Source organism: Streptomyces sp. NPDC014676 (assembly GCF_043084105.1).
In the GTDB taxonomy this organism is placed as follows: domain Bacteria; phylum Actinomycetota; class Actinomycetes; order Streptomycetales; family Streptomycetaceae; genus Streptomyces.
Genome location: NZ_JBIBZI010000010.1, coordinates 1 through 15,257 on the forward strand (window position 1 = coordinate 1; position 15,257 = coordinate 15,257).

Sequence of the window (15,257 nt, forward strand, 5' to 3'; positions counted from 1 at the left end):
TGCTGCCGCGCACCCTGCATGTGGATGCGCCGTCGTCGCACGTCGACTGGTCGGCGGGCGCGGTGGAGCTGCTGACCGAACCGGTGGAATGGGTGGGCGGGGGACGTCCGCGCCGGGCGGGTGTGTCGTCCTTCGGCATCAGCGGCACCAACGCCCACGTCATCCTCGAACAACCCGAATTCGCGGGCGAAAGCGTCTCGGCGGCAATCGACGCCGACGGCACCGGAACGGCCATTCTGGTGCCGTGGGTCCTCTCCGGAAAGAGTGAGGCCGCGCTGCGTGCGCAGGCCGAGCGGCTGTGGGAGTTCGTGACGGGTGACGGCTCGGCGGTCCGTGGCGTGGACCTCGGGTTCTCGTTGGCGACGCAGCGTTCCCTCTTCGACCACCGGGCTGTGGTGCTGGCGCAGGACAAGGCCGCTGCTCTGGAGGCGCTCGCGGCGGGTCTCCCGGACGCGGGTGTCGTGGAGGGCGTGGCCGGTACGGGCCGCACGGCGTTCCTGTTCTCGGGTCAGGGCTCGCAGCGGCTCGGCATGGGTCGCGGACTGCACGCCCGTTTCCCGGTGTTCGCGCAGGTGTTCGACGCAGTGTGCGCGGGCCTGGACGAGCACCTGGACCGCCCGCTGCGCGAGGTCGTATGGGGCGACGACGATGACGCGCTGAATCGGACCGCCTACGCCCAGGCCGGGCTGTTCGCGGTTGAGGTGGCGCTGTTCCGGCTGGTGGAGTCGTGGGGTGTACGGCCGGAGTTCGTGGCCGGACACTCGATCGGTGAGGTCGTGGCCGCGCATGTGGCGGGTGTGTTCTCTCTGGCGGACGCGTGTGCGCTGGTGGCCGCGCGTGGCCGGCTGATGCAGGCGTTGCCCGCCGGTGGCGCGATGGTCGCGGTGGAGGCGACGGAGGCCGAGGTGCTGCCGCACCTGACCGACGAGGTGTCGGTGGCGGCCGTCAACGGCCCGTCGTCGGTGGTGATCTCGGGTGTCGAGGCCGCGGTCGAGGCGGTCGCCGGGGTGTTCCGCGAACAGGGTCGTCGTACGTCCCGGCTGCGGGTGTCGCACGCCTTCCACTCGCCCCTGATGGAGCCGATGCTGGACGACTTCCGCGCGGTCGCCGAGGGACTGTCCTACGCCGACCCGCTCCTGCCCGTCGTCTCCAACGTGACCGGCAGCATCGCCGCACCCGGCGAACTCATCACGCCCGCCTACTGGGTGACCCATGTCCGTGAGGCCGTGCGCTTCGACGACGGTGTCCGCGCACTGGCTGATCAGGGTGTCACCCGGTTCGTCGAGCTGGGCCCGGACGGTGTGCTGAGCGGCATGGCGCGTGAGAGCGCCGGCGACGAGGCACACCTGATCCCGCTGCTGCGCAAGGACCGCGACGAGGAGACGGCGGCACTGACCGCGCTCACCCGGCTGCACGTGGTCGGGGCCCGGGTGGACTGGGCCGCGTACCTCACCGGCACCGGAGCACAGACCGTCGACCTGCCGACCTACGCCTTCCAGCGTCGTACGTACTGGCCGGAGAACAGCACGACCACCGCAGCGGCCGACGCCCGCGCCGCCGGTCTGGACGCGTCCGATCACCCGTTGCTGGGTGCGGTGGTGGCGCTGCCGGATTCCGGTGGTGTGGTGCTGACGGGCAGGTTGTCGGTGGAGGCGCAGCCGTGGCTGGCCGATCACGTAGTCCTGGGCCGCACCCTGCTGCCCGGCACGGGGCTGGTGGAACTCGCCCTGAAGGCCGGCGAGGCCGTGGGCTGCGCGACGCTGGACGAACTGACGTTGGCCGCACCGCTGGTGCTGCCCGAGCAGGGCGCCGTTCAGGTCCGTGTCGTGGTGGGACCGAAGGACGCCGCCCACCGCACGCTCGCCGTCTACTCCCGTCCGGAAGGCGCTGAGGACGCCCCATGGACCACCCATGCCTCCGGGTTCCTGGTGGAGGGTGTGGTGCCGGCGGGGTTCGAGTTGGCGCAGTGGCCTCCGGTGGGTGCGGAGGTGGTGCCGGTGGAGGGTGCGTACGAGGTCTTCCGTGAGCGTGGTTACGGTTACGGTCCGGTGTTCCGGGGGCTGCGTGCGGCGTGGCGTCGGGGTGAGGAGTTGTTCGCGGAGGTCGCTCTGCCGCAGGAGTCGGTGGGTGGGGCCGGTGGGTTCGGTCTGCATCCGGCGTTGCTGGACGCGTCGATGCATGCGGCGATCCTGAACGACGGTGAGGGCGAGACGGTGATTCCGTTCGCCTGGAACGGTGTGCGTCTGCACGCGGTCGGCGCCACCGCCGTCCGCGTCCGCATCGGCAAGCTGGACGGCCGTGCCGTCACCCTGTCCGTGGCCGACGTGACCGGTGCGCCCGTGATGTCGGTCGGGTCCATGGCGGGCCGGCCGGTGTCGGCGGACCAGCTCGGTACGGCGTCCGGTGACGCGGGTGCGCTGTACGGCATCGAGTGGGTCCCGGGGACTGCCGGTGCCGCCGGTGCGGCATGGGCACCGTGGGAGGAACTGCCGGCGGACGGTGATATCCCGGGCACGGTGGTCCTGGACTGCGGTGCCGATGCCGGTGTGCTTGCGGCCGGTGTGGATGTGCCGGTGGGTGTGCGGTCGGTGGTGCACCGGGTGCTGGGTGTGGTGCGGGAGTGGCTGGCGGGTGAGCGGTTCGCGGGTTCGCGTCTGGTGGTGGTGACGCGGGGTGCGGTTCCGGTCGGTTCGGCCGGTGATGTGGTGCAGGCTCCGGTGTGGGGTCTGGTGCGTGCGGCGCTTGCGGAGAACCCGGGGCGTTTCGCGCTGGCCGACGTCGAGGCGGGCGTGGACGCCGAGGTGGATGCGGCGGTGGCGGCCGTGGTCGCGGGTGAGTCGGAGGTGGCGGTACGGGACGGTGCGGTACTGGTGCCGCGCCTGACCCGCCTGCCCTCGCCCGAGCCGCAGGACGTGCCCGCGCTGGACGCCCCGGGCGCGGTTCTCGTCACGGGCGGTACCGGTGGTCTGGGTGCGGTGGTCGCCCGTTACCTGGTGGCCGAGCGTGGGGTGCGGGACCTGGTCCTGACCTCCCGGCGCGGCCCCGGCGCCCCCGGCGCCACCGAACTCGCCGAAGAACTGGAGGGGATGGGAGCCCGCGTCGACATCGTCGCCTGTGACGTGTCGGGCCGGGAAGCGGTGCACGCCCTCGTCACGTCACTCGCGACGGAGCGTGGTCTGTTGGCGGTGGTGCATGCCGCGGGTGTGGGTGACAACGGGCTGGTGGGTGCGTTGTCGCCGGAGCGGGTGGACGGTGTGCTGGCTCCGAAGGCGGATGCGGCGTGGTGGCTGCACGAGGCGACGCGTGGGCTGGATCTGGCGGCGTTCGTGTTGTTCTCGTCGGCCGGTGGTCTGGTGCTGACGGCCGGGCAGGGCAACTATGCCGCGGCGAATGTGTTCCTGGACGCGTTGGCGGCGCGTCGGCGGGCGGAGGGTCTGCCGGCGACGTCGATGGCGTTCGGGTTCTGGGACGTGGGCGCGGGGCTCGGCCAGTACCTGGGGGAGGTGGACCGGCGGCGGATGGCGTCGCAGGGTCTGCCGGTGCTCTCCCACGATGCCGGGCTGGAGCTGTTCGCGGCCGGACTGGACCGACCAGAGGCCACGGTCGTCCCGCTGCGGGTCGACACCGCCGCCCTGCGCACCCGCACCGACGAGGTGCCCGCCCTCCTCCGCGCCCTCGCCCCGGCGACACGACGGCAGGCGGCCCCCGCCGCGGACACCGTCACCCCGGCCGGCGGGCTCGCGGACCGGCTGGCCGGGCTGACCACCGGTGAGCGGCACCGCACCGTCCTGCAACTGGTGCGCTCGCAGGTGGCGGCGGTGCTGGGACACGGTTCGGCCGAGGCGATCGGACCCGACCGTGCCTTCCAGGAACTGGGCTTCGACTCGCTCGCCGCCACCGAACTGCGCAACCAGCTCAACCACCTCACCGGACTCCGGCTCCCGGCCACCCTGGTCTTCGACCACCCCAACGCCCTCGCCGTCACCGAACACATCGAGGAGAAGCTCGCGGGCCCGGGCATCCGGTCCACTGCCTCCGGCCGAACGGATGTGAGCGATCGGCCCGTTGACAACGAGCCGATCGCCATCGTCGGCATGGCCTGCCGCTACCCGGGCGGAGTGTCCTCGCCCGAGGACCTGTGGCGACTGGTCGCCGACGGCGTCGACACCGTCTCCGACATGCCGGACGACCGCGGCTGGGACCTGGAGGGCCTGTACGACCCGGAGCCCGGCGCGGAAGGCAAGAGCTACACCCGCCGGGGCAGCTTCCTCCACGACGCCGCCCAGTTCGACCCCGGGTTCTTCGGCATCTCGCCGCGCGAGGCCCTCTACATGGACCCGCAGCAGCGACTGCTCCTGGAGACGTCCTGGGAGGCCCTGGAGCGGGCGGGCATCGACCCGGCCTCGCTCAGGGGCAGCCGCACCGGCGTGTTCGCCGGCGTGATGTACCACGACTACGCCCTCAACGTGTCGCCCTCCGGCACGGCAGGCGGCAGCGTGGTGTCCGGCCGGCTGTCGTACACGTACGGCTGGGAAGGCCCGGCCGTCACCGTCGACACCGCCTGCTCGTCCTCCCTCGTCGCCCTGCACCTCGCGGTCCAGGCGCTGCGCTCGGGCGAGTGCTCGCTCGCGGTGGCCGGCGGTGCCACGGTGATGTCGACGCCGGGCATGTTCGTCGAGTTCAGCCGGCAGCGAGGCCTGTCCGTGGACGGCCGCTGCAAGGCGTTCGCGGGAGCGGCCGACGGCGTCGGCTGGTCCGAGGGCGTAGGCGTCCTCCTCGTCGAGCGCCTCTCCGACGCCGTACGCAACGGGCACCGCGTCCTCGCGGTCGTCCGGGGCACCGCCGTCAACCAGGACGGCGCCTCCAACGGCTTCACCGCCCCCAACGGGCCCTCGCAGCAGCGCGTCATCCGGCAGGCGCTCGAGGCAGCCGGCGTGGCCGCCTCCGAGGTCGACGTCGTCGAGGCGCACGGCACGGGTACGACGCTGGGCGACCCGATCGAGGCGCAGGCGCTGCTGGCCACCTACGGTCAGGACCGTCCGGCCGACCGGCCGCTGCTGCTCGGCTCCATCAAGTCGAACATCGGTCACGCCCAGGCCGCCGCCGGTGTCGCCGGCGTCATCAAGATGGTGATGGCCATGGAGCACGGCGCGGTGCCGCGCACCCTGCACGTCGACCGGCCCTCGCCGCACGTCGACTGGACCGAGGGCAACGCGGAACTGGTCGTCGAGGAACGGCCGTGGCCGGACGCCGCACACCCGCGCCGTGCGAGTGTCTCCGCGTTCGGACTCAGCGGCACCAACGCGCACGTCGTCCTGGAACAGGCCCCCGCGCCGGCACCGGCTGCCGGGCCGGCATCGGCGAACGGAGACGGCGAGGGCGAACGCCCGACGCCCCCGCTGCCCTGGACGGTGTCCGCCGCGACCCCCGAGGCGCTGCGCGCCCAGGCCGGACGGCTGCTGACCCACCTCACGGACCGCCCGGACCAGGACCCCCTGGACACCGCCTACGCACTGGCCACCTCCCGCACCGTGCTGGAGTCCCGCGCCGTCGTACTCGGTGCCGACCGCGACGACCTGCTCGACGGACTGCGGACGCTCGCCCGCGGCGATTCGTCCCCGGCCGTGCTCCACGGCACCGCGCGGGACGGCGGCTCGACCGCCTTCCTGTTCTCGGGTCAGGGGTCGCAGCGGCTCGGTATGGGCCGTGAACTGTACGCTCGGTTCCCGGTGTTCGCGGAGGCGTTCGACGCGGTGTGCGCGGGGCTGGACGAGCACCTGGACCGGCCGCTGCGTGAGGTCGTGTGGGGCGACGACGAGGAGGCGCTGAACGGGACCGCGTATGCCCAGGCCGGGCTGTTCGCCCTGGAAGTGGCGCTGTACCGCCTGCTCGACGCCTGGAGCGTGCGCCCCGACTACGTCGCCGGACACTCGATCGGCGAGATCGTGGCCGCGCATGTGGCGGGTGTGTTCTCTCTGGCGGACGCGTGTGCGCTGGTGGCCGCTCGTGGCCGGCTGATGCAGGCGTTGCCCGCCGGTGGTGCGATGGTCGCGGTGGAGGCGACGGAGGCCGAGGTGCTGCCGCACCTGACGGGTGAGGTGTCGGTGGCGGCCGTCAACGGCCCGTCGTCGGTGGTGATCTCGGGTGTCGAGGCCGCGGTCGAGGCGGTCGCCGGGGTGTTCCGCGGGCTGGGTCGTCGTACGTCCCGGCTGCGGGTGTCGCACGCCTTCCACTCACCGCTGATGGAGCCGATGCTGGAGGAATTCCGCGCGGTCGCCGAGGGACTGTCCTACGCCGACCCGCTCCTGCCCGTCGTCTCCAACGTGACCGGCCGCATCGCCGCATCCGGTGAACTCACCACGCCCGCCTACTGGGTGACCCATGTCCGTGAGGCCGTGCGCTTCGCCGACGGAGTCCGGACACTGCGTGCCGCCGGAGTGGGCCGCTGCGTGGAGGTCGGCCCCGAGGCGGTGCTGACCGGCATGGCCCGTACCTGCCTCGACGACACCGGCGTCCTGCTGGTGCCGGTCGCCCGCAAGGGCCGGGACGAGGCCGACGCCCTGCTCACCGCCCTCGGCCACCTGCACAGCGACGGTGCTTTCGTCGACTGGGCCGCGTACTTCGCCGGTACCGGCGCACGCACCGTCGACCTGCCGACCTACGCCTTCCAGCGGCAGCGCTACTGGCTGCACGCCACGGACGGCGCCACCGCGGTTCCCGCCGGAGCCGGTCTGGACGCGTCCGATCACCCGTTGCTGGGTGCGGTGGTGGCGCTGCCGGATTCCGGTGGTGTGGTGCTGACGGGCAGGTTGTCGGTGGAGGCGCAGCCGTGGCTGGCCGATCACGTGGTCCTGGGCCGCACCCTGCTGCCCGGCGCCGTACTCGTCGAACTGTCCCTGACTGCGGGCGAGGCCGTGGGCTTCGCGACCTTGGAGGAACTGGCCCTGGCCGCACCGCTGGTCCTGCCCGAACGGGGCGGCGTCCAGGTGCGCGTGGTGGTCGGCCCGGAGAACGGCGGACGCCGTACGGTCGCCGTCTACTCACGCCCCGAGGACACCGCGCAGGACTGGACCACCCATGCCTCCGGGTTCCTGGTGGAGGGGGTGGTGCCGGCGGGGTTCGAGTTGGCGCAGTGGCCTCCGGTGGGTGCGGAGGTAGTGCCGGTGGAGGGTGCGTACGAGGTCTTCCGTGAGCGTGGTTACGGTTACGGTCCGGTGTTCCGGGGGCTGCGTGCGGCGTGGCGTCGGGGTGAGGAGTTGTTCGCGGAGGTCGCTCTGCCGCAGGAGTCGGTGGGTGAGGCCGGTGGGTTCGGTCTGCATCCGGCGTTGCTGGACGCGTCGATGCATGCGGCGATCCTGAACGACGGTGAGGGCGAGACGGTGATTCCGTTCGCCTGGAACGGTGTGCGTCTGCACGCGGTCGGCGCCTCCGCCGTCCGCGTCCGCATCGACAGGTCCGACGACGGCGGAATGCGCATCGCCGTCGCCGATGTGTCGGGCGCACCCGTGATGTCGGTCGACTCCATGGCGGGTCGGCCGGTGTCGGCGGACCAGCTGGGCACGGCGTCCGGTGACGCGGGTGCGCTGTACGGCATCGAGTGGGTCCCGGGGACTGCCGGTGCCGCCGGTGCCGCCGGTGCGGCATGGGCACCGTGGGAGGAACTGCCGGCGGACGGTGATATCCCGGGCACGGTGGTCCTGGACTGCGGTGCCGATGCCGGTGTGCTTGCGGCCGGTGTGGATGTGCCGGTGGGTGTGCGGTCGGTGGTGCACCGGGTGCTGGGTGTGGTGCGGGAGTGGCTGGCGGGCGAGCGGTTCGCGGGTTCGCGTCTGGTGGTGGTGACGCGGGGTGCGGTTCCGGTCGGTTCGGCCGGTGATGTGGTGCAGGCTCCGGTGTGGGGTCTGGTGCGTGCGGCGCTTGCGGAGAACCCGGGCCGTTTCGCGCTGGCCGATGTCGACGGTGGCACGGACACCGAGGTGGGCGTGGCCGTGGCGGCCGTGGTCGCGGGTGAGTCGGAGGTGGCGGTACGGGACGGTGCGGTGCTGGTGCCGCGCCTGACCCGCCTGCCGTCGCCCGAGTCGCAGGACGTGCCCACGTCCGATGACGAGCCGGAGACGGACCGTACGGTCCCGGCACTGGACGGCACCGGTGCGGTGCTGATCACCGGCGGTACCGGTGGTCTGGGCGCGGTGGTCGCCCGTTACCTGGTGGCCGAGCGTGGGGTGCGGGACCTGGTCCTGACCTCCCGGCGCGGCCCCGACGCCCCCGGCGCCGCCGAACTCGCCGAGGAGCTCACCGCGCTCGGCGCGCGGGTGGAGGTCCTGGCCTGTGACGTGTCCGACCGGGACACGGTCATCCGGCTCGTCGGCTCCCTGGCCTCGGAGCGTGGTCTGCTGGCGGTCGTTCATGCCGCGGGTGTGGGTGACAACGGGCTGGTGGGTGCGTTGTCGCCGGAGCGGGTGGACGGTGTGCTGGCTCCGAAGGCGGATGCGGCGTGGTGGCTGCACGAGGCGACGCGTGGGCTGGATCTGGCGGCGTTCGTGTTGTTCTCGTCGGCCGGTGGTCTGGTGCTGACGGCCGGGCAGGGCAACTATGCCGCGGCGAATGTGTTCCTGGACGCGTTGGCGGCGCGTCGGCGGGCGGAGGGTCTGCCGGCGACGTCGATGGCGTTCGGGTTCTGGGACGTGGGCGCGGGTCTCGGCCAGTACCTGGGGGAGGTGGACCGGCGGCGGATGGCGTCGCAGGGTCTGCCGGTGCTCTCCCATGACGCCGGGCTGGAGCTGTTCGCGGCCGGACTGGACCGACCAGAGGCCACGGTCGTCCCGCTGCGGGTCGACACCGCCGCCCTGCGCACCCGCACCGACGAGGTGCCCGCCCTCCTCCGCGCCCTCGCCCCGTCCGTGCGCCGCGCCGCCGCCGCGGCGAACACCGGCTCGGCGGGGGAGGAGGCCCCCGCCCAGCGGCTGGCCGCCCTCCCGGCCGCCGAACGGCACCGCACCGTCCTGCAACTGGTGCGCTCGCAGGTGGCGGCGGTGCTGGGACACGGTTCGGCCGAGGCGATCGGACCCGACCGTGCCTTCCAGGAACTGGGCTTCGACTCGCTCGCCGCCACCGAACTGCGCAACCAGCTCAACCACCTCACCGGACTCCGGCTCCCGGCCACCCTGGTCTTCGACCACCCCAACGCCCTCGCCGTCACCGAGTTCGTGGAGGCCGAACTGGCCGCCGCGTACCCGGCGTCGGGCGACGACGCGGACGGTGACGCCGGAGAGGACGGGATCCGCCGCGCGCTCCGGTCGATCCCGACCCGGCGTCTGCGGGACGCGGGCCTGATGGACGTACTCCTCGAACTCGCCGACGACGACGGCGCGGTGCCGGCGCACGCGGAGGCCCTCGCGGACCCGGAGGAGCAGGACACCGACCCGTACGACGCACCGGACGGAGCCGTCGACACCGGCCCGGCAGCCCAGGGCGTCCCACTCACCGAGGCATCCGAGGCGTCCGAGGTCCCCGGCAACGCCGCGACCCCCGACGCCCTGCGCGCCGCACGCGCGGAGACCGCGCGGCTGCGCCGGGACAACCGTCGGCTCACCGCCGCCCGGCACGAACCGATCGCGATCGTCGGCATGGCCTGCCGCTACCCGGGCGGAGTGACCTCGCCCGAGGACCTGTGGCGACTGGTCACGGACGGCGCGGACGCCATCACCCCGTTCCCCGAGGACCGGGGATGGGACCTGTCGATGCTGCGCGACCCGGAGTCCAAGCGCCCCGACGGCTACTACGCACGCGAGGGCGGCTTCCTCGACGGGGCGGCCGACTTCGACCCCGGGTTCTTCGGCATCTCGCCCCGCGAGGCCCTCGCGATGGACCCGCAGCAGCGGCTCGCGCTGGAACTGTCCTGGGAGGCGCTGGAGCGCGCGGGCATCGACCCCGGCTCGCTCAAGGGCAGCCGCACCGGTGTCTTCGCCGGCGTGATGTACCACGACTACCCCGGCAGCGACGGCAACGGCAGCGTCGTCACCGGCCGCATCTCCTACAAGCTCGGCCTGGAGGGCCCGGCGGTCTCCGTCGACACCGCCTGCTCGTCCTCCCTGGTCGCGCTGCACCTCGCGGTGCAGGCACTGCGGCAGGGCGACTGCTCGCTCGCCGTCACCGGCGGTGTCACCGTGCTCGCCACGCCCGGTGTGTTCGTCGAGTTCGGCCGGCAGGGCGGGCTCGCGCCCGACGGACGGTGCAAGTCGTTCGCCGCGGCGGCCGACGGCACCGGCTTCTCCGAGGGCGCCGGCTTCCTGGTGGTCGAGCGGCTGTCCGACGCGCTGCGCAACGGGCACGAGGTGCTGGCCGTGGTCCGGGGCTCCGCCGTCAACCAGGACGGCGCCAGCAACGGGCTCACCGCCCCCAACGGCCCCTCCCAGCGCCGAGTGATCCGGCAGGCCCTCGCCAACGCACGGCTCGCCGCCGACCAGATCGACGCGGTCGAGGCGCACGGCACGGGCACCACCCTCGGCGACCCGATCGAGGCCCAGGCGCTGCTCGCCACCTACGGTCAGGACCGGCCCGAGGACCGCCCGCTGTGGCTCGGCTCGGTGAAGTCCAACATCGGCCACACGCAGGCCGCCGCCGGCGTCGCGGGCGTCATCAAAATGGTGATGGCGATGCGGCACGGCGTACTGCCCGCCACCCTCAACGTGGACGCGCCCAGCGACCAGGTCGACTGGAGCACCGGCTCCGTCGCGCTGCTGACCGAGCAGCGCGAGTGGACCGGCACCGGCCGCCCGCGCCGCGCCGGTGTCTCCTCCTTCGGCATCAGCGGAACCAACGCCCACGTCATCGTCGAGCAGGCACCCGCCGCCGCGCCCACGACCCCCGCCGTCCCCGGCGAGGCGGACGACGCGGACCCGGCGCCCGCCGCGGTCGTACCGTGGCTGCTGTCGGCGCGCGACCAGGACGCCCTGCGCGCCCAGGCCGGACGCCTGCTGGCGCACGTCGAGGAGGCCGGTGCGGACGCGCCGCGCCCGCTCGACGTCGCCTACTCGCTGGCGACCACCCGCACGGCGTTCGAACACCGCGTCGCGGTCGTCGGCGCGGACCGCGACGGGCTGCTGGCCGCCCTGGGCGCGGTCGCACGCGGCGAGGAGCCGGCCACCACGGCCCGCGAGGGACTGCTCGCCGTCCTCTTCCCGGGCCAGGGCTCGCAGCGGCCCGGCATGGGACGCGACCTGTACGAGCGGTTCCCGGTGTTCGCCGAGGCCTTCGACGCGGCCTGCGCCGGGCTGGACGAACACCTGGAACGTCCCCTGCGCGAGGTCGTCTGGGGCGACGACGAGGACGCCCTGAACGCCACCGCCTACGCCCAGGCCGCGCTCTTCGCCCTCGGAACGGCGCTGTACCGGCTCGCCGAGTCGTTCGGTGTCGTCCCCGAGTACGTGGCGGGACACTCCATCGGAGAGATCACCGCGGCCCACGTCGCCGGGGTCTTCACCCTGGAGGAGGCCTGCGCGCTGGTCGCCGCCCGCGGCAGCCTGATGCAGGCGCTGCCCGCCGGTGGCGCCATGACGGCGATCCAGGCCACCGAGGCCGAGGTGCTGCCCCACCTCACCGACGGCGTCGGCGTCGCGGCCGTCAACGGACCGGCCTCCGTCGTGGTGTCGGGTTCCGGGCCGGACGTCGAGAAGGTGACCGCGGTCTTCCGCGAGCAGGGACGCCGCACCACCGCCCTGCGGGTGTCGCACGCCTTCCACTCCCCGCTGATGGAGCCGATGCTGGAGGACTTCCGCGCCGTGCTGGAGCGGCTGTCGCCCCGGCCGCCCGCCCTGCCCGTGGTCTCCAACCTCACCGGGGCCCTCGCCACCGCGGAGGAACTGTGCTCCGCCGACTACTGGGTACGGCACGTCCGTGAGGCCGTACGCTTCGCCGACGGGGTGAACACCCTGCACGAGCAGGGCGTCACCAGGTTCCTCGAACTCGGACCCGACGGCGTCGCCTGCGCCATGGCCCGCGAGACCCTGCCCGACACCGCCGTGACCGTCGCCGCCCAGCGGCGCACCACCCCCGGCGAGACCGCCTTGGTCGACGCCCTCGCCCGGCTCCACGGACACGGCGTGACCGTCGACTGGGCCCGGTTCTTCGCCGGCCTGGGCGCCCGCCGGACCGCCCTGCCCACCTACGCCTTCCAGCGGCGCCGCTTCTGGCCCGCGGAGATGCACCCGGGCGCCGGGGCGGAGGCCGCCGGACTGACGCCCGCGGACCACCCGCTGCTCGGCGGGGCCGTGGAACTCGCCGGATCCGACGGCCACCTGTTCACCGGACGGCTGTCGGTCGCCACCCACGGCTGGCTCGCCGACCACGTCGTCATGGGCGCCGTCCTCGTCCCCGGCACCGCCCTGCTGGAGCTGGCGGTGCACGCCGGCACCTCCCTGGGCTGCGAACTGGTGGAGGAACTCACCCTCGCCGCACCGCTGGTCCTGCCCGCCCGCGGCACGGTCCGGCTCCAGGTCGGCGTCGGCGCCCCCGACGACACGGGCCGCCGCCCGCTCGGCATCCACTCCCGGCCCGCCGACGACCCCGCCGCGACCTGGACGACCCACGCCGAGGGCGTCCTCGCGACCGGTCCCGCGGCCTCGGCCGCCACGGACTTCGACGCCTCCGTCTGGCCGCCCGAGAAGGCCGAACCGCTCGACACGGACGGCCTGTACGAGCGTTTCGAGGACGCCGGGTTCGTCTACGGACCGGTGTTCCGGGGACTGCGGGCCGCCTGGCGGCGCGACGGCGAGGTGTTCGCCGAGGTCACCCTGCCCGACGGCGCCGACGGCGGCGCGTACGGCCTGCACCCGGCGCTCTTCGACGCCGCCCTGCACGCCACCGCGCTGGCCGGCCCCGCCGCCGACGGCGACGCGCCGCAGGGCGGGGGGACGTCATCGGGCGGAGGGGTGCCGTTCGCCTGGAACGGCGTGTCCCTGCACGCCGTCGGCGCGTCCGCCGTCCGCATCCGGCTCTCCCGGGCCGACGACGGCACCCTCGCGATCGCCGTCGCCGACACCGCCGGCGCGCCCGTGGCCACCGTCGACTCCCTGGTCACCCGCCCCATCGCGGCGGAGCAGCTCGGGGCCGGGACGGGCGCCGAACGGGACTCCCTGTTCGCCCTGGACTGGATCCCGGCACCGGAGCAGGGAGCCACGAAGGCTCCGAACGCCGCTGGCACGGAGGCCGTACGGGCCGCCCTGATCGGCGGCCAGGACGACGGCACCCTCGACGTGGCCGTCCGGACCGCCGGAGCCGCCGCCGACCGGTACGCGGACCTGACGGCACTGGCCGACGCGGCGGCCGACGGCCCGGTACCGCCGGTCGTCCTCCTGCCCGTCCACACCGGGACCGGACCGGCCGGCCCCGCCCCGGCCGACATGGCGGGCGCCGCGCACACGGTGACCACCCGGGTCCTCGGGGCGCTCGGCACCTGGCTCGCCGACGAGAGGTTCACCGCCTCCCGCCTGGTCGTCGTCACCCGGGGCGCGACCGACGGCACCGATCCGGCCGCCGCCGCCGTATGGGGCCTCACCCGCGCGGCCCAGGCGGAACACCCCGGCCGGTTCACCCTGCTCGACCTGGAGGACACCGACGCGGGCACGGACCTGCCGTCCGCCGTCCTCGCCCCCGCCTCCGACGAGCCGCAGCTCGCCGTCCGCGAGGGCCGGGTGCTGGTGCCCCGGCTGGTTCGGGCCACCACGCCGCAGGAACGGGGCACGGCCGACTGGGACGCCGGGGGAACCGTCCTCGTCACCGGAGGGACCGGCGGCCTCGGCGCCGCCGTCGCCCGCCACCTGGTGACCGAGCACGGTGCGCGGAACCTGCTGCTGGTGAGCCGGCGCGGCCCCGCCGCCGACGGCGCCGCCGAACTCGCCGCCGCGCTCGAGACAGAGGGAGCCCGGGTCACCGTCGCCGCCTGCGACGTGACCGACCGCGCCGCGGTCGACCGGCTGCTCGCCGAAGTGCCCGCCGACCGGCCGCTGCGCGCCGTGATCCACGCGGCGGGTGTCCTGGACGACGGCATGATCGACACCCTCACGCCCGAACGGCTCTCCGCCGTCCTGCGGCCCAAGGCGGACGCCGCCTGGCACCTGCACGAGGCCACCCGCGGCCTGCCGCTCGACGCCTTCGTGCTGTTCTCCTCCGTCGCCGGCACGCTCGGCAACGCCGGCCAGGCCAACTACGCGGCCGGAAACGCCTTCCTGGACGCCCTCGCCCGGCACCGCCGCGACCAGGGCCTGCCCGCCCTGTCCCTCGGCTGGGGCCCCTGGACCCGGGGCAGCGGCATGACCGGCGAACTCGGCGAGGCGGACATCGCCCGGATGACCAGGGCGGGCATGCCGCCGATGGAGCCGGAGCAGGGTCTTGCCCTGTTCGACATCCTCCGCACCGCCGACGCCGGGGCCGTGGTCCTGCCCGTACGACTGGATCTGGGGGCCCTGCGGTCCCTCGGCGAGATCCCGCCGCTGTTCCGCTCGCTGATCCGGGTGGCGTCCCGCCGCGCGGCCCCGGCGACGGGAGCGGTGGCCGCCGCGGCGGACCTCACCCAGCGGCTGTCCGGGCTCACGCCGGCGGAAGGCCGCGAGGCACTGCTGGAACTGGTGCGGGGGCAGATCGCCGCTGTCCTCGGTCACGGGGACCCGGCCGACGTCGAACCGACCCGGCCCTTCCAGGACCTCGGCTTCGACTCGCTGACCTCCGTCGAGCTGCGCAACAGGCTCGGCGCGCTCACCGGCACCCGTCTCCCGGCCACCCTCCTGTTCGACCACCCGACGCCCGGCGAACTCGTCGCCCACCTGTACGCACGCATCGCCCCGGCCCCGGCCGGCGGACCGGAGGCGGTTCTGGCGGAGCTGGACAGGCTGGAGAAGAGCATCGCGGGTGTCGAAGTCGGCGCCGAACTGTTCGAACAGGTCGCGGGCCGGCTGGAGGTGCTCCGCAGCAAGTGGCAGTCCCTGCGCACCGAGTCGTCCGCGGCGTCCGGCGAGGGGGACGACGGGTTCGACTTCGAAACGGCCACGGACGAGGAGGTGTTCGACATGCTCGACAACGAACTCGGGCTGTCGTAGCGGCGCCCCGCCCGATCCCGCCCGCCCGCCCGCCCGCCCGGCCACCGGCCGGGCGGGCGGTGTCGTTCCGGCGGCCGACCGACGCGTCAGGCGCCGTCCGGCTCACCGGACCTGCCGGAGATCCGGCCCGTTTCCCCCTCGGTGGATGCCCGTCCGGAGGCGGCA

At 74.1% G+C, this 15,257-nt stretch carries 1 protein-coding gene; it reads left to right on the forward strand.

The window, feature by feature from the left end:
• Positions 1-15,092, forward strand: a 15,092-nt coding sequence (locus ACF1DX_RS25920) for an SDR family NAD(P)-dependent oxidoreductase (RefSeq protein WP_391793532.1), incomplete at its 5' end; no start/stop codon positions are given.
• Positions 15,093-15,257 lie beyond the last annotated feature (165 nt).